This window comes from Haloferax sp. KTX1 (assembly GCF_902410085.1).
GTDB lineage: Archaea > Halobacteriota > Halobacteria > Halobacteriales > Haloferacaceae > Haloferax > Haloferax massiliensis.
Genome location: NZ_CABPRH010000006.1, coordinates 1 through 21,763, shown reverse-complemented (window position 1 = coordinate 21,763; position 21,763 = coordinate 1). Strand labels below are relative to the sequence as shown.

The 21,763-nt window shown below is 71.2% G+C and carries 21 protein-coding genes and 1 pseudogene; 10 read left to right on the top strand and 12 right to left on the bottom strand.

Annotation, left to right across the window (positions count from 1 at the left end):
* Nucleotides 1-20 precede the first annotated feature (20 nt).
* From FY251_RS10940 to FY251_RS10930, 3 genes are read left to right on the top strand one after another with little or no spacing between them, the layout of a single operon-like run.
* Nucleotides 21-542 (top strand): DUF5809 family protein, encoded by a 522-nt coding sequence (locus FY251_RS10940; protein WP_148414831.1) that lies wholly within the window; start codon nt 21-23, stop codon nt 540-542.
* Nucleotides 539-1,102 carry an NUDIX hydrolase gene (locus FY251_RS10935; protein ID WP_148414829.1) on the top strand — a complete coding sequence of 188 codons (564 nt, stop codon included), beginning with the start codon at nt 539-541 and terminating at the stop codon, nt 1,100-1,102. Before FY251_RS10940 ends, FY251_RS10935 begins: the two co-directional genes overlap by 4 nt.
* Entirely contained in the window at nt 1,103-1,468 is a 366-nt protein-coding gene (locus FY251_RS10930; protein ID WP_148414827.1) for a rhodanese-like domain-containing protein, read from the top strand. It abuts the gene before it with no gap.
* A 119-nt stretch (nt 1,469-1,587) separates the two neighbouring features.
* Here the strand turns inward: FY251_RS10930 and yciH are convergent, their stop codons facing one another.
* The 6 genes from yciH to FY251_RS10900 all read right to left on the bottom strand — a co-directional run bounded on the left by yciH (nt 1,588) and on the right by FY251_RS10900 (nt 8,651).
* Entirely contained in the window at nt 1,588-1,881 is a 294-nt protein-coding gene (gene yciH / locus FY251_RS10925) for a stress response translation initiation inhibitor YciH (RefSeq protein ID WP_004041826.1), read from the bottom strand.
* Between the two features lie 66 nt (nt 1,882-1,947).
* Nucleotides 1,948-2,958: a hypothetical protein gene (locus FY251_RS10920; protein WP_148414825.1), complete on the bottom strand. Its 1,011-nt coding sequence runs from the start codon at nt 2,956-2,958 to the stop codon at nt 1,948-1,950.
* A gap of 147 nt (nt 2,959-3,105) precedes the next feature.
* Complete coding sequence (locus FY251_RS10915; protein ID WP_148414823.1) at nt 3,106-4,365, bottom strand: hypothetical protein; 1,260 nt, start codon at nt 4,363-4,365, stop codon at nt 3,106-3,108.
* A gap of 52 nt (nt 4,366-4,417) precedes the next feature.
* Nucleotides 4,418-6,664, bottom strand: coding sequence for a DUF3488 and transglutaminase-like domain-containing protein (locus FY251_RS10910; RefSeq protein ID WP_148414822.1), 2,247 nt, complete (start codon nt 6,662-6,664; stop codon nt 4,418-4,420).
* Nucleotides 6,661-7,689: a DUF58 domain-containing protein gene (locus tag FY251_RS10905; protein WP_148414820.1), complete on the bottom strand. Its 1,029-nt coding sequence runs from the start codon at nt 7,687-7,689 to the stop codon at nt 6,661-6,663. The genes FY251_RS10910 and FY251_RS10905 overlap by 4 nt, the downstream gene beginning before the upstream one ends.
* A gap of 5 nt (nt 7,690-7,694) precedes the next feature.
* Complete coding sequence (locus FY251_RS10900; protein ID WP_148414818.1) at nt 7,695-8,651, bottom strand: MoxR family ATPase; 957 nt, start codon at nt 8,649-8,651, stop codon at nt 7,695-7,697.
* 205 nt (nt 8,652-8,856) lie between these two features.
* Between FY251_RS10900 and mutS the strand changes: the two genes are divergently transcribed.
* Complete coding sequence (gene mutS, locus FY251_RS10895) at nt 8,857-11,673, top strand: DNA mismatch repair protein MutS (RefSeq protein ID WP_148414817.1); 2,817 nt, start codon at nt 8,857-8,859, stop codon at nt 11,671-11,673.
* Nucleotides 11,670-13,361 (top strand): DNA mismatch repair endonuclease MutL, encoded by a 1,692-nt coding sequence (gene mutL / locus FY251_RS10890; protein ID WP_148414815.1) that lies wholly within the window; start codon nt 11,670-11,672, stop codon nt 13,359-13,361. The genes mutS and mutL overlap by 4 nt, the downstream gene beginning before the upstream one ends.
* 112 nt (nt 13,362-13,473) lie before the next feature.
* Here mutL and FY251_RS10885 read toward each other — a convergent pair whose 3' ends face one another.
* Nucleotides 13,474-13,734: a zinc ribbon domain-containing protein gene (locus FY251_RS10885; protein WP_148414811.1), complete on the bottom strand. Its 261-nt coding sequence runs from the start codon at nt 13,732-13,734 to the stop codon at nt 13,474-13,476.
* Nucleotides 13,735-13,885: 151 nt separating this feature from the next.
* Here FY251_RS10885 and FY251_RS10880 point away from each other — a divergent pair, with 151 nt between their 5' ends.
* The gene (locus FY251_RS10880; protein ID WP_148414809.1) at nt 13,886-14,122 is read left to right on the top strand and encodes a hypothetical protein; all 237 of its coding nucleotides are present in this window, start codon (nt 13,886-13,888) and stop codon (nt 14,120-14,122) included.
* Here FY251_RS10880 and FY251_RS10875 read toward each other — a convergent pair.
* The 3 genes from FY251_RS10875 to FY251_RS10865 all read right to left on the bottom strand — a co-directional run bounded on the left by FY251_RS10875 (nt 14,076) and on the right by FY251_RS10865 (nt 16,449).
* On the bottom strand, nt 14,076-15,062 hold the full coding sequence (locus FY251_RS10875; RefSeq protein ID WP_148414807.1) for a 5,10-methylenetetrahydromethanopterin reductase: 987 nt from the start codon (nt 15,060-15,062) through the stop codon (nt 14,076-14,078). The two genes, FY251_RS10880 and FY251_RS10875, sit on opposite strands and share 47 nt — an antisense overlap.
* Nucleotides 15,063-15,092: 30 nt before the next feature.
* Nucleotides 15,093-15,848 (bottom strand): coenzyme F420-0:L-glutamate ligase, encoded by a 756-nt coding sequence (locus FY251_RS10870; RefSeq protein ID WP_148414805.1) that lies wholly within the window; start codon nt 15,846-15,848, stop codon nt 15,093-15,095.
* A 106-nt stretch (nt 15,849-15,954) separates the two neighbouring features.
* Nucleotides 15,955-16,449, bottom strand: coding sequence for a metallophosphoesterase family protein (locus FY251_RS10865; protein ID WP_148414803.1), 495 nt, complete (start codon nt 16,447-16,449; stop codon nt 15,955-15,957).
* 60 nt (nt 16,450-16,509) lie between these two features.
* On the opposite strand from FY251_RS10865, the gene FY251_RS10860 reads away from it, so the two are divergent.
* Both FY251_RS10860 and ddh read left to right on the top strand, forming a co-directional pair.
* On the top strand, nt 16,510-17,751 hold the full coding sequence (locus FY251_RS10860) for an NUDIX domain-containing protein (RefSeq protein ID WP_148414802.1): 1,242 nt from the start codon (nt 16,510-16,512) through the stop codon (nt 17,749-17,751).
* Nucleotides 17,752-18,078: 327 nt separating this feature from the next.
* Nucleotides 18,079-19,005: a D-2-hydroxyacid dehydrogenase gene (gene ddh, locus FY251_RS10855; protein WP_148415086.1), complete on the top strand. Its 927-nt coding sequence runs from the start codon at nt 18,079-18,081 to the stop codon at nt 19,003-19,005.
* Nucleotides 19,006-19,056: 51 nt separating this feature from the next.
* On the opposite strand, the gene engB is transcribed toward ddh, so the two are convergent.
* Together engB and FY251_RS10845 are read right to left on the bottom strand one after the other, a co-directional pair.
* On the bottom strand, nt 19,057-19,674 hold the full coding sequence (gene engB / locus FY251_RS10850; RefSeq protein WP_148414800.1) for a GTP-binding protein EngB: 618 nt from the start codon (nt 19,672-19,674) through the stop codon (nt 19,057-19,059).
* 138 nt (nt 19,675-19,812) lie between these two features.
* Nucleotides 19,813-20,145: a hypothetical protein gene (locus FY251_RS10845; protein WP_148414798.1), complete on the bottom strand. Its 333-nt coding sequence runs from the start codon at nt 20,143-20,145 to the stop codon at nt 19,813-19,815.
* A gap of 483 nt (nt 20,146-20,628) precedes the next feature.
* Here FY251_RS10845 and FY251_RS10840 point away from each other — a divergent pair, with 483 nt between their 5' ends.
* Together FY251_RS10840 and FY251_RS10835 are read left to right on the top strand one after the other, a co-directional pair.
* Entirely contained in the window at nt 20,629-21,291 is a 663-nt protein-coding gene (locus FY251_RS10840; protein WP_089776884.1) for a helix-turn-helix domain-containing protein, read from the top strand.
* 87 nt (nt 21,292-21,378) lie between these two features.
* Nucleotides 21,379-21,763, top strand: a pseudogene (locus FY251_RS10835) (5-formyltetrahydrofolate cyclo-ligase); the annotation flags it as partial.

Here is a 21,763-nt window from a genome sequence, read left to right as displayed (position 1 = left end):
GGGCCCCGAACCGACTGGCGATGGAAACCCACGGGACGATTGCGCCGGCGTCGCTCGACGAGGCCGAGGCCGCCTTCGACCGCGTCGGACCGACCGCACAGGTGGTCGTCCGCGAGACGGCCAAGGCGATGGAGTTCGACCGCGAGGAGTACCGCGACCGCGTGACCGGCGACGTGGTCGAGACCGTCCGGAACGCGCTTTTCGCCGAGTCGCTTTCGGTCACGGTCGGCACGCGCGCCGAGTTCGACGACTGGCGCGCGGCCCACGAGGACTACGAGGTCGTCGAACTCGGCAACCCCGATGTCGAGCGCGTCGCGTGGCACGCGGTCCCCTTCGCCGAGACGGTGCTGGCGACGACGTTCCAACACGAGGAGGACGCCGCAGTCAGCACACTCCGACGCAACGCCTTCGGCCGCGTCTACCGCGACGCGCTCCTCGGCGAGGAGCCCGAGGGCGACGACGATGAGTCGGCCGGAGCCGACGACGACACCGCGACCGACGCCGGCGGGCTCGGCGGCGATGCGACCGGAGCGGACCGATGACCGACGACGGCCGCCGACACGAGCGCCTGCCCGACCCCGAGTGGCGCGTGCTGGAATCCGAAACCGAGTACGACACCGGCTGGTTCACCGGCGGCTACGACCTCGTCGAACAGCCCAACGGGACGACGAAGCGCTACTACTGGGCCGAGTTGGCGACCGCGGTCGTCGTCGTCGCGGTCGCGGACGACCACGTCGTCTTCGTCGAGCAGTACCGGCCGAACATCCGCCAGACCCAGCTCGAACTCCCCGCGGGCGTCGTCGAAAAGGGCGAGTCCTTTACCGACGCCGGGGTGCGCGAACTCCGCGAGGAGACGGGCTTCGCCGCCGACTCGGCGTCGGTCATCGGCGACGTGTGGTGTTCGACGGGCGTCCTCCGGCACCGCCGCGGCTTCGTCTTCGCCGAGGGCCTCACGCCGGTCGAGCGCGACCTCGACGACAACGAGTTCCTCTCGGTCCGCGCCGTCCCGGTCGAGGAGGCCATCGAGCGGGCGACCGAACCGCCGACGAACGACGCGACCGTCGAGGGCGTCCTCCTCGCCCGCGACGAGGGCCTGCTGTAGATGGTCGACGAGATATCTCCCGACGAGGTCGCGGCGCTCCTCGACGGCGAGGAGCCGCCGCTCGTCGTGGACGTGAGCACGGAAGCCGAGTTCGCGCTCGGGCACGTGCCGGGGAGCATCAACGTCCCGCTTTCGAACCTCGTCTCGCACCTCGACCGCGTCGCGGGCGCGGAGCACGTCGTCACCGTCTGCCCGCGGGGCGAGGCCAGCGTGCAGGCCGTCCGCCTGCTTTCGGCCTACGAGGGGACCGAAAACGCCCGCATCGAGAGCATGGCCGGCGGGCTCGCGGCGTGGGACGGCCCGCTCGAAGAGGGTCTCGACGAGGGACACGGCGACAGCGAAGAAGGCGGCGACGAGCGTCGCTGAACGGCGGCGTCGCCGGACGGTGACGTGACCGAACAGAGTCGAGCAATCGGCGGACTAACGGCTCGCGCGCGCTGACTCGCGTCGCAAAAATCTCGACGGCGGGCTAATTCAGAGGTCGGTCACGCGACGTTGAACCCCTTTTCGCGGAGGAAGTCCTCCACGCGGCCGCGGTGATTGCCTTGGAGTTCGATGGAATCGTCTTCGACGGTTCCACCGCAAGCGAACTTCGACTTGAGGTCCGACGACAGGCTGTCCATGTCGACGTCCCTCGGGTCGAATCCCTCGATGACTGTAACCTCTTTTCCGTAGCGGCGCTCGTCGATGCGGATGACTATCTCCTGAGACTCTTTCGCCACGTCCTCGCAGACGCAGAGCTCTTCAGGGAGCCCGCACGTCGAGCAGACTTCCGACATTACAGTGTGGACCTACAGGATGGGGATATTAAACAGTATCGGGAGGCGGGGTCGCCGTCCCCGGCCTCAAGCGCCCGAGTCGTCCGCGGACGACGTTTCCGATTCGTCGTCCGTCGTCGCGTCGTCGGGGTTCACAGCGGGGCCGCTCTCGTCAACGTCCCTCGCGCGCTTGTCGTTTCCGGGCGGCGTGTCCGGGGCGTTGCCGCGGTCAGCGCCGTCCGAGGGACGCTCGGACGCGTCGCCGGGCGCGGCAGTCTCGTTTCCATCGGTCGCGTTGCCGTTGGGCGCGGTGCCGTCGTCGGCGCGAACGTCATCGGCGCGGCCGCTCGCCTCAGAACGCGAGTTTCCCGGGGCGTCACCCCGCCCCGCGTCGTTCGGTTGTCCGCCGTTGTCGGTGTCCGACTCGTTCGCGGCGCGCTCGCGGCCGATTCCCCTCCCGGGGTTCCCCGCGAGTTCGCCGGCGATTTCGGCCACTTCGGGGCCGGTGAGTTCGCTCGCGTTCGTGCGAAGCCTATCGAGTTCGGCCGTCTCGACGCCGCGCGCCGAGAGGTCCTCGGAGGGGACCGTCGAGGCGGCGTCAGTCGTCTGGTTCAGCATGCTCCGGGTGCGCTCGATGTCGGCGACCGTCCGAGTCAACAGCACGCGGTACTGTCCCTCAGAGAGCGTCCCGTCGGCGTGCTGGGCTTCGAGGCGGTCCTTACGCTGTTCGAGTTCGGTGAGGCGCTCGCGGACCGTGTCGACCTGCGTGGCGACGACCGCGGCCTTCGAGGCGTTCGAGTTCGCGTTCGCGAAGCGCGTCTCGAAGGCGCGGCGTTCGAGTTCCCCGTCGGTCTCCGAGCCCTGCACGCCGATGACGGCGGACAGGCGCTGACCTGGGAGCGTCTCCGACGACGCGGCGCTGTCGTTGGTCGCGCTGTCGTTCGCGGTCGTCTGTGCAACGGGGGCCGCGACCGACCCATCGGTGACGGCGGCCGTCGTTCCTATCGGTCCGGCCGGGGCGGCGAGAGCGAGCGGTGCGCCCACCGTCGCCAGCAACACGGCGGCGGCGACGACGAGCGCAGCGGTTCGTCGACTCATCACTCCCGCTTTGGAGCCGCGTTCCGATATAAACGTGCGGTCGTACCCGCGAATCAACCCCAGTCAACGGCAGTTTGGGAATCTCGACCGGGTCGCCTCCGTCTGCCGATTAGGGACTTACCACCGGTATAAACAGTCGTAAGAAATTTATACTCCTTTCGGGTCGCCGTCGTCCGCGTCCGCGCCCTCGTCGTCTTCGGGCAGGCGGAGGACATTCTCGCGGCCGAGGCGGAAGCCCTCGATGGTCCCCTCGTCGCGCATCCCGCGGACGACCTTGCTCGTCTTCGCGTCGGTCCAGTCGAGCGCGCCGGCGACCTCCTGTTGCTTGATGCGGCCCCCGCGGGACTCGATGAGTCGGAGGACGCGCTCTTCGTTGCTGAGGAGTTCCGGCGGCGGACTCGGCTCGTCGCCGCCGTCGCCCGCGTCGGACTCGTCCTCGGACGCGCCCGCGCCGGCGCTCGCCGCGGCGGTGGTGGCGTCGGCCGCCGACGCCGAGTCGGCTTCGTCCGCGGTTGTGGTCGCCGACTCGGGGGGCGCGCCGGCGTCCGTACCGCCGGCCGCGTCTGCACCGCCGTCGCCGCCGCCGAGCGCGCCCCGCGAGCGGAGATAGAGCGCGCCGGCACCGACGAGGACGACGAGAACGACCGCGACGAGCGCGGTCGTCGTCGGGAACGGGTCGTCGCCGGCGGCGGGCGTCTCCGAGTCGACCGGGGTCGGCGACGCCGTCGCCGTCGTTCCCGGACCGCCAGCGCCGCGTTCGAGGACGACGCTCGGCTCGCCCGAGACGAACTCGGTCTGCGAGCCGCGCCAGATGACCGTGTGCTCGCGCGTCTCGTCGCCCGCGGGTTCGACGGTGGTCGCGTCGTAGTCGTCGGGCCACGAGAGGATGAGCCGGGAGCTACTGTCGAGGAAGAAGCCCTCGATGGCGTCGCCGACGACGAGGCGGTCGCCGTCGACCGCCGCGAAGTTGGACCACTCGAAGGAGTAGCTGACGACGCCGAAGCTATCGGGGAGCGACCGCGTCTCCGCCGAGACCGAGACGTTCGTCGCGGTCATCTCCCGGCCGGTGGCGTTCTCGGCGGCCCCGACGGTCGAGGCGATGCGCTCCGCGAACGCCGCGGTGTAGTCGTCGGGGTTGGCCCGCACGTCGTCGCGGAGCGACTGGAAGGCCTCGGTGGTGTTCTCGTCGTCGAGGCGGGTCCAGTACTGAATCTCCCAAGTGGCGTCGCCGCTCTCGGAGACGTCGACGACGATTCGCGTGCTGTCCGGTTCGACGCCCTGTTGGACGAGCGGTTCGACGCCCGGGCCGCTCGCGGGGGCCTCCTGTGCGGCCGCCGTCGGCGCGACCACGGCGAGCACGCAGAGGGCGGCACACAGGAGTACGAAGACAGCGTCTCGTGTCGCCATTGACCGTTCGTGCGAGCGCACGCAGAAAAAGTGACGCGGTTCTTCGCGCCGCTCAGTCCGTCCAGCGTCTGACGAGCGGCAGACGAGCGCGGACGACGGCGTTCGCCGCGGCCACCGCCTCGTCGGCGTCGGCGCGGGTGACGCCGTCGCCGTACTTCGCGCGCTCGTAGAGTCGGCCGACCTGTCGGGTCCGCTCGTCGACGCCGACCCGAGAGAGCGAATCGAGGTACGCCCTGACCGTCTCGCCGGGGCGGCGCGGCCGGTACTCGCGTTCGAGGGCGAGTTCGAGGCGGTCGTACGCCCGGAACACGTCGGCGGCCGGCGAGTCGGTGCGCCGCTGATACGCCGCGGTCGCAAACCGGAGGTGCGCCGGAAGCCGCGTTCGCCTGACGCCGGCCACGACGCCGAGGAGGCCGACGAGACCGACGAACATCGTCTCCCGCGAGGGGAGTTCGGGGACGAGGCCGCCGCCGTCGTCTTCGGCCGCGCCGTCGCCGGTCGGCGTGACGCCGAGGCGCTCGTCGATGCTCGGCCCCGGCGGGCTGCCGCCGGCGGGCGTCTCGTTCGTCTCGGTCCCGTTTTCGGTCGGCGTCGGAGTGTCGGTCGCGGTCGTCGTGGGCCGTTCGGTCTCGTTCGACTCGGGGGTCGTCTCGTTGGTGTCGATGCCCGTCAGTCCCTCGTCGCGGGCGTCACTGAGACTGCTCGACTCCGCGTCCTGCCGGGGGCCGGCGGGCGTCGGGTCGAAGCGGACCCAGCCGGTGTCCTCGAAGTAGACCTCGACCCACGCGTGGGAGTCGAGGCCGCGGACGACGTAGCGGTCGTCGCCGACCTGCTCGCCGGTCGTGTAGCCGGTGACGAACCGCGCGGGGACGCCCTCCGAGCGGAGGAGCACGACCATCGTGGAGGCGTAGTAGGTGCAGTAGCCGGCGTCCATCTCGAAGAGGAACGACTCGGCGATGTCGCCGTCGGGGCGGGACACGCGGAGCGAGTACTCCTTGTTGGCTTCGAGCCACTCCTCGACCGCGACGGCCTTGTCGTAGGGCGTCTCCGCGTCGCCCGCTATCTCGGCGGCGCGGTCGCGGACGCGGTCTGACGTGCTGTCGGGGAGCGCGAGATACCGCTCGCGTATCTCGTCGGGGTAGTCGGTTCCCGTCCGCCGGAGCGACGCCGGGGTGTACTGCGGGACCTCGCTCGTGACGTTGTAGGTCTCCCCGATTTCGACGGTGCGGTCGGGCCGGAGGTTCCCCTGTTGAGTGACGAGCGTCTCGTTTTCGATGTCGCCGGAGACGGCGACGGGCCGCCACGCCGCGGGCATCGAATCGAGCGGCGTCGCCGGCGTGACGGTCTGGCGGACCAGCCGCGAGGGGCCATCGGGACCGGCCAGCCGGCCGCCCTCGTAGTCGCGGGTGTCGCCGGTCCTGACCCAGCCGTCGCCGGTGTAGCGGTCGAACGTCGCGGTCTGCCAGTAGTCGGGCGACGTGCTCTGGACCTCGAAGCGGACCCGCGGCGAGAGGCTGATGCTCCCGACGACGGAGATGCGGTCGTCCGCGCTCACGAGGCTGGCCTCGACGGTCGGCTGGTCGGCCACGCCCTCGTCGGGGAGGACCGGCGACCCGCCCGCGCCGGGGAGGACCGTGACGGTGGCCGAGAGGACGACCATCGCGGCGAGGACGAGCGTCAGCACGTCGAGTTGGCCGCCGGCGCTCCCGAAGCGGTCGATGCCGTCGAAGCCGACCGCGGCCATGCCCGCGCCGACGCCGAGGAGCGTGAGCGTCCCCGTGGCGTCGGTGGTGAGGACGAACAGGCCGAGACCGCTCCCGGCGACCGCGACGGCCGGCGCGATTCGCCCGCGGATCGCGAGGTACCACGCGAGGAACACCGGCCCGGGCGTCACCGCGAGCGCCCACACGTCGGCCGACAGGAGTCTGAGCGCCGACAGGCCGCTGAGGAGCGCGAACGTGTCGGCCAAGAGGCGCTCCGGCGAGAGCAACGCGAGTTGGCTCTCGGGGAGCGCGAGGAAGTACGCCGCGAAGCCGCCGGCGGCGATGAGGACCGCGAGACCGAGCGCGTAGCGGGGCCGGAGCGTCCAGCCCACGACGGTGGCGAGGGCGAGGGTCCCCCCGGCGAGGAGGAGGAACTGGTCGCGGCGGCCCACGACGTCCGTGATGTCGTAGACGACCGCGAGGAACGCCCCGATGAGAACCAGCGAGGCCGCCGTCGAAAGCAGGTCGGCGGGGACGCCGAAGACGGTGTTCGTCGAGCCGGCTGAAGTAGACGACGACTCGCCGGCGACCGTCACGCCGACACCCCCGAGCCGGCACCGCGGGTTCCGACGCGACTCGCCGGGCTCCGGTTCGAACCGCCCGCGGCGTCGCCCTCGGCGCGCAGGCGGTCGAACGTCGTCTCGCGGCCGCCGAGCGCGACGTGCGTCTTCCCGGCGTCGCCGCTGACGACGACCTCGGCGGTCTCGTCGGGGACCGACCCCGAGCGGAGCCGCGAGAGGTGTTCGAGGACGCGCCGGCGGTCGCCGGGCGTCGCCTCCACGACCCCCGCGGGCGAGGTGAGGTGGACCGGGACGCCGGCGTCGAGGAGCGCACAGCAGAGCGTCGCGGCCGCCTCCGCCGCGTCGTCCTCGTGGCCGTCGGTCGCGCCGGTCGAGACGCGCACCGTGTCGGCCGTGACCCGGTCGGAATAGGCTTTCACCACGAGGTCGCCGGACTTGGCGCTCGACTTCCAGTGGATGTCGCGGAGCGGGTCGCCGGGGACGTACTCGCGGAGGCGGTCGAACTCGGCGCGCTCGTCGGTGCGGCCCGCGTCGGCGAGCGCCGAGAGGTCGCGGCGGGCCGCCACGCCGAGCGACCGGACCCGCGGGAAGACGAGCACCTCGGTCGTCTCGCCGGCGGTGAACGACTTCGAGAACAGGCCGAGGATGTCGCGGGCGACGACGGTCGCCGGGCCGAGCGTCGCCGGGCCGCGACCGCGGAAGGTCACCTCGTAGTCGACGCGGCCGTCGCCGACGACCGAGTCGAACGCGGTGTCGCCGTCGAGCCCGGGCGACAGCGCGTCGGAAACAGTCGCCGGAAACGGCCTGTCGGCGTCGATGTCGAGCGAGACGGTGCGCGTCTCGCCGGGGAAGCCGTCGTCGGGCGCGACGCGTTCGACGCGGGGCGGCGAGACGCGCCAGACCTGTACCGCGCCGACGACGAGGCCGACGGCGACCGGGACGACGACGGCGTTGAGCGCCCGCGGGCCGTAGGCGACGGCGTTGGCGACGCCGACGATTACGACCGCGACGGCGACCCAGCCGCGGAGCGTGAGCCGCATCGGTCTCACTCGACCGCGACGGTGTCGAGCGCTCGCTCGACCACCTCGCGGCCGGAGCGCTCGTCGGTCGTCCTGACGCGGTGGGCCCAGACGCTCCGCACCTCGCGCTGCACGTCGTCGGGGACGACGTAGTCGCGGGCGTCGAGGGCGGCGCGGGCCTGCGCGGCGCGGACGAGGGCGATGGAGCCGCGGGGGCTCACGCCGAGGTCGGCGCTCGCTCTGGTGTCGGCGGCGAGTCTGGAGACGTAGCGGCGGACCGGCTCGCTCACCGTCACGTCGAGGATGCGCTCGCGGGCGTCGCGCACGTCGCCGGCCGACGCGACCGGTTCGAGCGACTCGATGGGGTGGTGTCCCGAAACGCGGCCGAGCAGTTCCGTCTCCTCGGCCTCGTTGGGGTAGCCGAGGTGGATCTTCTTCATGAACCGGTCGAGTTCGGCCAGCGGGAGGTCGTACGTTCGGTCGGGTTCCACGTCGTTCTGCGTGGCGATGACGGTGAAGGGGTCGGGGACGCGGCGGGTGACGCCGTCGACCGTGACCTGTAGCTCCTCCATAACTTCGAGGAGCGCGGCCTGCGTCTTCGGCGGCGCGCGGTTTATCTCGTCGCCGAGGACGACGTTGCCGAAGACGGGGCCCTCGCGGAACTCGAACTCGCTGGTCTGTTGGTTGAACACGTTCACGCCCGTCACGTCCGACGGGAGGAGGTCGGGCGTGAACTGGATGCGCTCGAACGACCCCTCTATCGAGGTGGCGATGGCGCGGGCGAGCATCGTCTTGCCGACGCCCGGCACGTCCTCCAACAGGAGGTGCCCGCGGGCGAACAGCGTCACGATGATGTCTTCGATGGCGTCGTGGTGGCCGACGATGACTCGTTCGACGTTCTCGGAGATTCGTGTCGCGAGGTCCGACACCGCCTCGACCGAGAGCGCGGGGTCGAAGTCGGCGTCTGCATGTGCATCAGTCATTGATATTCCGGATGCCCCGCCGACCGTCCGCACCGCCGACGGGTCTCTGCATGTTAGTATTGCCTCAGTCTACCTAACCTTGCTGGGTGTCCACACTGGCCCCGTCGAGCGTACACACGCCTCAGTCGTGGGGACGATTCGGCCCGACGACCGGCGACCGGGGCGTTCCCGGGCGTTTTTATCGCTCGGCGACCCGGGTGTGAGTATGAACGCGGACGCCCAGCGCGAGGCGGTGTACGGCGCGCCGCCGGAGATGCTGGCAGCGCGGGACGACCTGACGCCGATGCTCTCGCAGTACGCCGACCGCTGCGAGGAACACGACGACGCCGTCGTGCTGTTTCAGGTCGGCGACTTCTACGAGGCGTTCTGCGGCGCGGCGGAGGCCGTCGCCCGCACCTGCGAGGTGACGCTGACCCAGCGCGAGGACTCCACCGGGACGTGGCCGATGGCGGGCATCCCCATCGACAACGCCGCGGGCTACCTCGAACGCCTGCTCGACGCCGGCTACCGGGTCGCGCTCGCGGAACAGGTCGAGGACGCCGAGGAGGCGTCCGGCCTCGTCGACCGCGCGGTCACCCAACTCATCACGCCCGGCACCGTCGTCGACGAGGAACTGCTCGACGGCGGGCGAGCGACCTATCTCGGCGCGGTCGCTCGGGGCGGCGGCGACGGCGGAGACCGCGGCAGCGACAGCGACGCCGACGCCGACAGCGACACCTACGGCCTCGCCGTCGTGGACGTCTCGACCGGCGAGTGCCTCGTCACCGGGGCCGACCGCGCGCTAGCGCTCGAAGAACTGGAGCGCCTCGCGCCCGCCGAACTCGTCGTCGGCCCCGACTGCGACCTCCCGGACCTCCCGTTCGACCCGATGGAGACGCCGTTCGAACCGGGGGCGTTCGACGCCGACGCGGCCCGCGAGACGCTGTCAGCCTACGCGCCCCGGCCGGACGCCGTGGTCGAATCGGACGCCGAACTCCGGGCGGTCGGCGCGGCGCTCGCCTACGCCGAGTACGCACAGGGCGACTCAAAACTGGAGTACGTCACCCGCGTCACGCGGTTCGACCCCCGCGAGTTCCTCCAACTCGACGCGACCGCCATCCGGAGCCTCGAACTGTTCGACTCGCGGAGCGCCCGCGCCGGGAGCACGCTGTTTTCGGTCCTCGACGAGACGGCCTGCGCGCTCGGTCGCCGCCGGCTTGAGGCGTGGCTCCGCCGCCCGCTCGTCGACCGTGACCGAATCGAGGGCCGACTGGACGCCGTGGAGGCCCTCTGCGACGACGCGCTGGCCCGCGCCGACCTCCGAGACCACCTCTCGTCGGTGTACGACCTCGAACGGCTGGTCGCCCGCGTCTCCCGCGAGCGCGCCGACGCCCGCGACCTGCGCTCGCTGAAGACGACGCTCGACCGGGTTCCGGAGATTCGCGAGGCGCTCGCCGGAACCGACGCCGACCTCCTCGCGGACCTCCGCGACTCGCTGGACGAACTCGAAGACGTGCGCGACCTCGTCGGCGACGCGGTCGTCTCCGACCCGCCGCAGGAGATTACCGAGGGCGGCGTCATCGCCGACGGCTTCGACGCCGAACTGGACGACGTCCGCGGCACCGCCGAGGCGGGCCGCGAGTGGGTGTCGAACCTCGAAGCCCGCGAGCAGGAGCGCACCGGCATCGACTCGCTGGAGGTCGGCTACAATCAGGTCCACGGCTACTACATCGAGGTGACGAACCCGAACCTCGACCGCGTCCCCGGCGACTACCAGCGCCGCCAGACGCTGAAGAACTCCGAGCGGTTCTACACGCCCGAACTGAAGGAGCGCGAAGACGAGATTCTCCGCGCCTCGGACCGCGCCGACGCCCTCGAATACGACCTGTTCTGCGAGGTCCGCGCCGACGTGGCGACCGAGTCCGCCCGGATTCAGGCCGTCGCCGACGCCCTCGCCGACCTTGACGCGCTCCGGACGCTCGCGGACGTGGCGGTCGCGAACGACTACGCCCGCCCCGAGTTCCACGGGGACGCCGCCTCCTCGGCCGGCTCGACCGACGAAGCCGGGGCGACCGGCGAGGGCGGCGGTATCCACATCGACGCCGGCAGACACCCCGTGGTCGAACGCGCGCAGGACGAGTTCGTGCCGAACCTCGCCGACCTCCCGCGGGGGAGCGTCGCGCTCGTCACCGGCCCCAACATGTCCGGGAAATCGACGTACATGCGGCAGGTGGCGCTCGTCTGCGTCCTCGCGCAGGTCGGGAGTTTCGTCCCCGCGAAGTCGGCGCAGTTGCCGGTGCTCGACCGCGTGTTCACCCGCATCGGCGCGTCCGACGACATCGCGGGCGGCCAGTCCACCTTCATGCGCGAGATGAGCGAACTGACCGAAATCCTCCACAACGCCACCGGCGACTCGCTCGTCCTCCTCGACGAGGTCGGCCGCGGCACCTCCACCGCCGACGGCCTCGCCATCGCCCGCGCGGCCACCGAGTTCCTCCACGACGAGGTCGGCGCGACGACGCTGTTTGCGACCCACTACCACGACCTCACCGACGCGGCCGACGACCGCGAGGGCGTGCTCAACCTCCACTTCACCGCCGCGCGGCGCGACGGCGAGGTCACGTTCCTCCACAGCGTCGCCGACGGCCCCTCCTCGTCGTCCTACGGGGTCGAAGTGGCGCAGTTGGCCGGCGTACCCGCAAGCGTGGTCGAGCGGGCGCGGAACCTCGTGGACGAAAACGAGACTGACACTGAGAGCACGGAGGAAGACGACGTCGCCGCCGCCGCGAACGGCGAGACCGATGAGGTGACCGAGGCCGCGGAAGACGGGACGCTCGCGGCCTACGTCGACGGATTGGAGAACGGCCACGGCCAGCGCGAGAAGCCGAACGGAGCGACTGCGACGACCGCGACGACCGCGACTGCCGAACCGGCCCCCGAACTCGAAGCCGTCGCCGAGGCGCTCCGCGAGGCCGACCTCGCGGACACCACGCCGCTGGAGGCGCTGAACCTCCTCTCTGACCTCAAAGGAAGACTCGAATGATTCGCCGACTCGACCCGGAGACGCGCTCGAAAATCGCCGCCGGCGAGGTCGTCGCCCGCCCGGCAAGCGTCGCGGTCGAACTCGTGGAAAACGCGCTCGACGCCGGCGCTGAAACCGTCGAAATCGAGGTCTGCGGCGACGGGACCGAGCGAATCCGCGTTGCCGACGACGGCCGCGGGATGGCCGAGTCGGACGCCGCGCTCGCGGTCGAGCGGCACGCGACGAGCAAACTCGCGGCGGCCGACGACCTCGAAACCGTCGAGACGCTCGGCTTCCGGGGCGAGGCGCTTCCGAGCATCGCCGCGGCCGCCGCCCGCCTCGAACTGACGACGAACGACGGCGGCCCGCGCGGGACGCGAGTCGTGGTCGACGGCGGGGAGCAGGCGGCCGACAGCGAACACGGGAAGACCGTCTCGCCCGCGGGGCGGGCGCGCGGGACGACCGTCGACGTGACCGGCCTGTTTTCGGACCGCCCGGCCCGGAAGAAGTCGCTCGCGTCGCCGAAAGCCGAGTTCGCCCGCGTCTCGGCGGTCGTCACCCGCTACGCGCTCGCGCGGCCGGACGTGCGGTTCGTCCTGCGACACGACGGCCGCGAGACGCTCACGACGCCCGGGACCGACCGCTTCGCCGACGCGCTCTTGGCGGTGTACGGCCGCGACGCCGCGAGCCACGCCACGACGTTCGACGCGGTTCGGGAGGTCACCGCGGCCGGCGAGACGGCCGCGGTCGAGGTCGACGGCGCGCTCTGCCACCCCGAGGTGACGCGCTCCCGGCGCGACCACGTCCACGTCTCGGTCAACGGCCGGGCCCTCGCCGAACCGCGAGTCCGCCGGGCGGTCGCCGACGGCTACGGGACGTTGCTTCCCGACGGGCGCGAGCCGGTCGGCGTCGTCCGACTCCGCCTGCCGCCCGCGTGGGTCGACCACAACGTCCACCCTGCGAAGGACGAGGTGGGCTTCAGAGACGCCGACGCGGTCGCCGAGGCGGTCGAGGCGAGCGTCCGCGACGCGCTGTCGACGGCCGACCTCCGGCGGAGCGGCGAGGTGGCGATGGACCTCGATAGCTCGCTCGCGCCCGTCGAGGCCGCGTCGGTGTTCGACGACCTCCGCGTCATCGGGCGCTTCCGCGGTCTGTACCTGCTGTGTGAGGCCGGCGACGAACTCCTCGTCGTCGACCAGCACGCGGCCCACGAGCGCGTCAACTACGAGCGACTCCGCGAGGCCGTCGAGTCGGCGGGCATCGACGCCGTCCCCGTCGACCCGCCGGCGACCGTCTCGCTGTCGCCGACCGACGCCGCGCTCCTCGACGCGAACCGCGGCCTCGTCGAGGGACTGGGATTCCGCGTCGCCGAGTTCGGCGACGGGGACGGGGCCGGAACGTACCGCGTCGAAGCGGTCCCGGCACCGCTCGGCCGGCCGTTCGCCCCGGACGCGCTCGCCGACGTGGTGGCCGACGTCGCCGCCGGCGACGACGCCGACCCGCGGGACGCGCTACTGAAAGACCTCGCGTGCCATCCGTCCATCAAAGCGGGCGACGACCTCACCGACGACGAGGCCGCGCGACTAATCGAGCGACTCGGGTCGTGCGAGACGCCCTACACCTGCCCACACGGCCGGCCGACGGTGCTCTCTATCGACGAGGAGACGTTCGTCCGCGGGTTCGGCCGGCGAAGCGGTCGGCTCGGATAGGAGTTCGGCGAGAGCAACGTTGCCGAGCCACTCCGAGAGGGTCGTGCGAAGTGGCGCGATAGCTGGTGCGGAGATAGTTGCCGGATAGTTACAGAACTGGCTTGGCCGGCCGCTACCAGTCCTTGCAGTCGAGACAGACGTACTCGTCGCCGTCGAGCCACCGCTTTTGCACCGACTCGCCGCACTGGGGGCACGGCGTGGATTCGGATGTCCATCGGTACGTGGCGAGCGTGCTCACGCCGCGGTCGTCGGGGTCGTCGGAATCGCCGGGGTCGTCCGCGACGTCGGAGCCGTCAGCGTCGGCGTCGGCCGTCGGTTCGTCGGCCGCGCCATCGTCGCCGCCGGCGAAGTCGTCGAGCGAGCGGTTCGGCATGTGTCCGGGTCGGTGCGCGCGGTTCTTATCGGTGCCGACCGAGCGTTGCGGCCGGCCGCCGCGAACCGCGGGGCGGTGGGAGTCTCGGCGGTCGGGGCGAGCGTCGTGCGAAACCCACACAATCAATACCCCCGAATCCCGAGAGTCGCGCATGGCAACACTCACGGACTTCGTCATCGCGATTCTGCAGAGCCTCGTCGAGTTGGTGTTCAACTTCGCAAGCGTGGCGACGAGCGATATCCTGTCGCCGGTGCTCATCCTCACCGGGGGTGCCGTGATGGCCGTCTCCGTCGGCGCGTTCGCCTACGTCACCCTCGGCGCAATCGGCGCGGAACTCGGAATTATCGGTATCGGCTCGTCGACCGGTAGGCCGCAGCAGCGAGAGTAATCGCTTCTTCGAGGTCGGGGCCGACCGGCGACCCGACCACGACGCCGTCAGCGTGTTCGAGCACCGCGTCCATCCGGTCGGCCACGTCGTCCGGCGTGCCGGCCATCGAGAAGGCGTCTATCATTTCCGGCGTGACGAGGCCGAACGCCTCGGAGAACGCGCCAGCGGAAATCTTCTCGCCGATGTCGCTCGCGCGGTCGGCGTCGATGCCGTGTCTGTCGAGGACCGGCGGGGCCGCCCCCGCGGTGATGAACGCGACCGGTGGCCGGGCGGCCTCGCGGGCCGCGTCCTCGTCTTCCGAGACGGAGACGCTGGCGTAGGCGGCGAGCGTGAACTCGCCGCGGGAGTCGGGTCGGTCCTCGACGCCGATATCGACCTGTTCTCTGGCCCACGCGAGGTCGTCGGGGTGCGAGCCGTTGAACAGCAGGCCGTCGGCGTGCTTGCCGGCCATGCGGCACATGTGGGGCCCCTCGCCGCCGACGTACACCGGCACCTCGCCGGGCACGTCGAAGTTGAGGCCGGCGTCGGTCGCCTCGAACGTGCCGTCGTGGCTGACGCGCTCGCCGTCCCAGAGCTTCTGTGCGACCTTGAACGCCTCCAGCACGGAGCGGAGGCCGCGCTCGTCTTCGAGGCCGAGGTTGCGGAGCGTCGAGGGGTCGCCGGGGCCGATGCCGAGGAGGCCGCGGCCGTCGGAGGCCTCGGCGACGGTCGCCACCTTGCCGGCGAGCGTCACGGGGTGCATTTCGTAGGGGTTGGCGACGCCGGGGCCGAGGCGGATGTCGTCGGTCTCGGCCGCGAGTCGCGCGAGGACCGCGAAGGGGTCGCGGTTGTTGTAGTGGCACGAGACGAAACACGAGTCGTAGCCCTCGCGTTCCGCCTGCGCGCCCAGTTCGACGAGGTCGTCGACGGGGTGTTCCGGGGTGAGTTCGAGTCCGAGCATGGTGTGAGTGTGAGATGCAGAAATGGGTCGTCAGGGGTCGTAGCGCCACTCGCGGAGCGCCTGTCGCACGAAGTCGCCGTCGACGTCGCGGAAGTGGGCGTCGCTCTCGCCGTGGTCGCCCCACTCGAAGTCGCGGACGACGACGACGGGCGTGCCGCCGTCGCCCTCGCCCTGCACGAGGTTGGCGGCCGCGGCGAGTTCGTCCACGACGCTCTCGACGGTGACGCCGAGTTCGCGGCCGTCGCGGTCGGCCTCGCCGCGCCAGTCGCGGGAGGCGCGCAGCCCCGCCCAGCCGATGGCGACGCCGCGCTGGCCGTGTCGGAACGGCCGGCCGCAGGTGTCGGTGACGATTACCCGGTCGGCGTCGACGCCGGCGCGGATGCGCTCGGCCGACTCGCTCGGGCGCTTCGGGAGCAACAGCAGGTCGTGGTCGGGGACGTTCGAGCGGTCGATGCCGGCGTTGACGCCGACGTGGCCGAACCGCGTCTCGGTCAGGAGGAACGGCTCGGTCATGACGAGGTCGACGCTCTCTTCGAGGACCGCCTGCGCGAACCGCGGGTCCTTCTCGTCGCCGGTCAGTTCGGCGAGGCGGGCGGCGAGTTCGCGCGCCCGCGGGCCGGCCGGGAAGTCGTCGAGGTCGGCGAACCGCCCTTCGGCCTTCGAGACGACCGTGGAGGCGACGCAGACCACGTCGTCGGGCCGGAGGTCGACGCGCTCCGAGACGAGGGCGGCGAGGTCGTCGCCCTCGCGAATCTCGGGCACGTCGGGGACGGGAAACAGCTCCATACCGAGTCGGAGGGCGAGGGCGGTGAAAAACGACGGGATGCTGGCGAACCGGGCCGGTATCGCAGGCGAGCGGGAAGGGTCGGTTCGGGGGCGGGCGGCGCGCGCCTCAGTCGTCGCGAACGACCTCGACCGACAGCGAGCCGTCGGCGACCGTGCCGACCATCATGGTCGCGTCGTCGCCCGGGTTCGCCGCCGTCGCGGTGCCGGGGTTGAGGACGCGGACGCCGTCGACCGTCTCGTCGACCACCTCGTGGATGTGCCCCGCGACGCCGACCGCGCCGTCGCTCGCGGCGTCTCTGACCGCGTCGGCGACGCGGGATTCGTAGCCGGTCCGCGTGCCCGTGCCGTGAGTGACGACGAACGTGAGCCCGTCGACCTCCGCGATATCGACGAACGGGAGGTCGATGGTCGGCGGGTCGACGTTCCCGCGGACGCCGACGAACCGCGCCGAGAGGTCGCGCAGGCGGGCGAGCGTGTCCGGCGAGTCGAAGTCGCCCGCGTGAATCACGAGGTCGGCCTCGCGGACGCGGGCTTCGACCCAGTCCGGAATCCCGTCGGCCCGCCCCGGAACGTGCGTGTCGCTCAGGATAGCGAGTCGCATACCGATACCACGCGACCGGCCTGAATAGTCGTTTTGTCAGTCGCCGACGTAGGTCAGGATATGCCACACGTCGTCACCGTCTTCCTCCGACACGGCGGGCGCGTCCTCCTCGCTCGCCGGAGCGAGGCGGTCGGAACGTATCAGGGCCGCTGGGCCGGCGTCTCCGGCTACGTCGAGGGCGACCCCGCCGACGCCGAGCGCGACGCCCGGCGCGAACTCGCCGAGGAGGTCGGCGTCCGCGAGGCCGACGCCGACCTCGTCCGTGCCGGAGAACCCCTCGCCGTCGCCGACGAGGGACGCGAGTGGACCGTCCACCCGTTCCTGTTCGACGCGGGGAGCCGCGACGTCGACACCAACGAGGAACTCGCCGCGGTCGAGTGGGTCCACCCGACCGCGATTCGGGAGCGCGAGGCGGTCCCCGGACTGTGGGCGGCCTACCGCCGGGTCGCGCCCGGGGTCGAGACCGTCGCCGAGGACGAGACCCACGGGTCGGCGTGGATTTCGCTCCGGGCGCTGGAGGTGCTTCGCGACGCCGCCGCCGAGGCGGACTCGCGGGACGCGCTCGCGTCGGTCGCCCGGCGACTCCGCGACGCCCGCCCGAGCATGGCCGCCGTCGAGAACCGCGTCAACCGCGTGATGGCGGAGTCAGGGCCCGACCCGGAATCGGTCCGCCGCCGCGCCGAAACCGCCATCGATGACGCTGCCGAAGCGGACGGCGCGGCGGCCGCCCGCGCCGCCGAACTCATCGGAGACCGCGGCTACGACCGACTCGCCACGCTCTCGCGGTCGGGGACGGTCCTCGCGGCGCTCGAAGCCGCGGCGGTCGCCGAAGCCGCCGTCCTCGTCGCCGAGTCCCGACCGGGCGGCGAGGGCGTCGGCGTCGCGGAGCGACTCGCCCGAGGCGGACTAAACGCGACGCTGACCACCGACGCGGCGCTCCCCGGACTCGTCGCGGGCGGGGGAGTCGACGCCGTTTTCCTCGGAGCCGACTCGGTGCTCGCGTCCGGCGGCGTCGTCAACAAGGTCGGAAGCCTCCCCGTCGCGCTCGCGGCCGCCCGCGCCGACGTGCCCGTCTTCGCCGTCTGCGCCCGCGACAAGGTCCGCGGCGACGACCGCTTCGTGGGCGAGGACGCCGGCGCGCTGTACGACGGCGAGGCCGCCATCGAGACCGCAAACCCGCTTTTCGAGGTCGTTCCCGCGGACCTTGTCGCGGGGGTCGTCACCGAGGACGGCGCGTTGGGCACGGGCGAAATCGGTGCGGTCGCGGCCGAACACGCCGCGTTGGCGGCGCGGAACGACTGAGACGGGAGCAGAGGAACCGGGGCAATGACCGCCGCCCGGCGGGGCCAAAAGGGTGGATTCTTGAGCGTCCGCCCCGGACTCCGACTCGGTGGCGATGACGAAGGTTACCCCCACTCAGCCCCTTGTGATGATAGATTTCATCCGAGCCACCAACTACTGACGACGCGCCTCCCGTTACACCGAACCGACTTCACCCCGGAGCGTCGCGTGCGCGCTTCTCGCGGCAGGCCACCCGCTGTGACCGGGCGGGCGCTCGTCGGCCGCCCGAAACCGGACACCCGCGCCGAAGGCGCAACTTCCTTCGTGGGCCGCCGCGACCCCTCGGCCATGCACATCGAACGCATCGCGGTCGACGAGTCGGTCGGTCGCGTGATGCCGCCGGGGCTGTTCGTCGAGGCGCTTTCGGGCCGCGGCGTGCCCGTCGAGCGCGTCGGCGACGGCGAGGAGTTCGGGCCGGGCGACGCGGTCGCCACGTTCGGCCACAGAGACGCCTTCGTCGGGGCCGACTGGGTCCACTGCGTCCGCGCCGGCTACGACGAGTTCCCCGTCGCCGACTACGAGGCGGCCGGCACGGCCCTCACGAACAGCACCGGCGTCCACGGGACCACGGTCGGCGAGACGGTCGTCGCCTACATGCTGACGCTCGCCCGCCGCCTCCACGCCTACCGCGACGCCCAGCGCGACCGCGAGTGGGACCTCCCGAGCTACGAGGAGCCGTTCACCCTCGACGGCGAGCGCGTCTGCGTCGTCGGTCTGGGAACTCTCGGGCGGGGTGTCGCCGACCGCGCGGCCGCCCTCGGGATGGACGTCGTCGGCGTCCGGCGCTCCGGCGACCCGGTCGAGCACGTCTCGACGGTGTTCACCCCCGACCGGCTTCACGAGGCCGTCGCCGACGCCCGGTTCGTCGTGCTGGCGATGCCGCTGACCGCGGAGACAGAGGGCATGGTCGCCGCGCCGGAACTCGACGCGATGCGCGAGGACGCCTATCTCGTGAACGTCGCGCGCGGCCCCGTCGTCGACGAGGACGACCTCGTGGCGGCGCTCGACGGCGGCGACATCGCGGGCGCGGCGCTCGACGTGTTCGAGACGGAACCGCTGCCCGCGGCGTCGTCGCTGTGGGAGTTCGACGAGGTGCTCGTCACGCCGCACGTGAGCGCCGCGACGGGGAAGTACCACGAGGACATCGCGGCGCTCGTGGGAGAGAACGTCGAGAAGATAGCCGCCGGCGACCCGCTCACGAACCGCGTGGCGTGAAGGCGAGGCGGTCCGAGCAGCGGGCGGTGCGCCGGCGCGTCAGCGCCTCGTTCAGAGGAACTTGAACAGGTCGTCGCGGCCCTGCTCGTGGAGGTGCGACCGCAGGGCGTCTTCGAGGTGCGAGATGTCGCCGCGCTTGGCCGTGATGGGCGCGACCACGTTCCGCCACTGCTTCCACGGCGGGAACAGCCCGAGGCGGTCACAGAGGTCGTTCAGCCGCTCGTCGCGGTCGTCGACCTTGTCCATCTTGTTGACCGCGACCACGGTCGGGATGTCGAGTTCGTCGAGGAAGAAGAACATCTCCACGTCGTGGGGGATGGAGTCCTCGGTGGTGTGGCGGTCGATGATGTCGATGACGCTTTTCCCGTCGACGACCAGCACCGCCGCGAGGATGTCGTCGGCGTGCTCCTCGATGTACTGGACGACGTCGGTCTTGATGGCCTCGCGGGTGTCGCGGTCGACGCCGGACATGAAGCCGAACCCGGGGAGGTCGGTGAACATGAACTTCTCCGCGTTCCAGTCGAAGTGGTTGGGTTTGCGGGTGACGCCGGGCTTCTTGCCCGTCGTGAACTTGCTGTGACCCGTCAGCTCTCGCATCAGCGTCGACTTCCCCACGTTCGACCGCCCGACGAGGACGATTTCGTCGCGGTCCGGTCGGTCTTCGAACATACCCGTGGTTCGCCACCGCGACGGATAAGGTGGGCGGAATGGGCTCACCGCCGGCGGCGTCACCGTCGAAAAGAACACGTCTCCGGGCGAGTCGCCCCCACGACGACTCGCCGACGACGCGTGAATGCGGCGGCCGCGTCAGTCACAGCCGCCGGCCGAGAGCTCGCCCGCGTGTTCGTCGAGGAGTCGCAACAGCGGCTCGATTTCGTCGAATCGAGGGCCGCGCGCGACGGAACCGCGACGACGGTTCCACTCGACGAAGCCCGCGTCGGCGAGTTTCGGCAGGTGAACGTGGAACAGTTCCACCTTCAGGCGGTCGCGGTCGCGGCCGCCACCAACGGCCGCGTCCCGCGTCGCCGCGTCGAGGCGCGCGCGTCGCCGTCGGCGAAGGCCCAGCAGCAACCGTCGCCGATGGACGTTTCCGAGGGCGTCGAGCGCCTCGTCGAGTCGAGGGGACGTTGCGGCTACCATCGGCTCGGCCTCCGTCGAGACCGAACTGGCGTCGCGCGACGGGCGCGAGACGCCGAGGTAACGCGCCTCCCGCGAGCCGCCGAACGGCCCCGCTCCGGGCACCCGGTGAACACCACCCGATACCGGTACCGTCGAGAGCGCGACCCGTCAATCACACGTCCGTACGCCTCCGCGCCGTCACGACGCGGTCGAACGGCGGACGGCTGTCGTTGTCTGTGTGCGTTCACAACTACGTCCCCGAGGGGTCATAGTTAGCAAGCCCCCATTCCCTTTCTGCTTTCACAGTCCGGTCATTGAAGTACCGCATTCGGAACGCAACGTGACGCGCGTGCGAACCGAACGTGGACAGAGACGGCCGCCGTCGGTCGAACCGCTCCTGAACGTGATGCGCACTGGTCGTTCACCGACCGCGTTCGGGGCGCGTTTCGTGATAGTAATCCGACGGGAGAGTTCAATACAGCGGCTACGAAAGGAGAGCCAGTAATGGCCGTAATCGTCGAGTTGACGATCGACTCGGAGAGCTTCGACCTCGGGAGGGTCACCGCCGTGTCGAACGGCGTCCACATCGAGCTAGAGCGCGTCGTCCCGACCGGCGGTGAGGTCATGCCGTTCTTCTGGGCGCACGGCACCGACTTCGAGGCGTTCGAACGCGCCGTCCGACACAACCGCATCGTCGACGACCTGACGGCGGTCGCCCGCATCGAAGACCGAGTGCTGTACAAGGTCAACTGGGGCGATACCCCGTCGAGTCTGACCCGGATTCTCACCGACAGCGAGGCGACGATTCTCGAAGCCCACGGCAACGACCCGTGGCTGTTCCGCCTCCGGTTCAACGACCACACCGGCCTGACCGCGTTCCACAACCGCTGTCAGGACGAGGGCATCGAGTTCCACGTCGAGCGCATCTACACCCTCTCGGAGGGGGAGCCGGGCGTCTACAACTTCGACATCACCAGCGAGCAACAGGAGGCGCTCGTCACTGCCGTCTCGGAGGGCTACTTCGAGGTCCCCCGTCAGACCACGCTCAACGAGGTGGCCGACCGACTCGGAATCAGCCCGCAGGCCGCCTCCGAGCGCGTCCGCCGCGGGGCCGACACCGTCCTGCGGAAGGTGCTGTTGTCGCAGTCGGCGGCCGACTTCTCGTAGCGACTCACCGCCCGCGCGACGACGGGAACCGCTCGCGGCCCGAGCGGGGGAAATATCTCCCCGCCGCGAGTACGCGACGGCGACGCGATGGACAAAGCGACGCTCCGAACGACGGTGTGGGACGACCTCGAATCGTCGGGCGCGGCCCGGTTCCCCTTCCCGCCGCACGGCCGCATCCCGAACTTCGCCGACGCGAACGCGGCCGCCGAGCGACTCGCGGCGACGCCCGAGTGGGCCGACGCCGACGCGGTGAAAGCCAACCCTGACGCCCCGCAACTCCCCGTCAGGCGGCGGGCGCTCCGCGAGGGGAAGACCGTCTACATGGCCGTCCCGCGGCTCCGCGACGAGGAGTGTTTCTACGAACTTGACCCCGCACGCATCGACGACGAACACCTCGACAGCGCGCCGACCGTCTCGCACGTCGAGACCTACGCCGACAAAGTCGGCCCCGACGCCCTCCCGCCCGTCGACC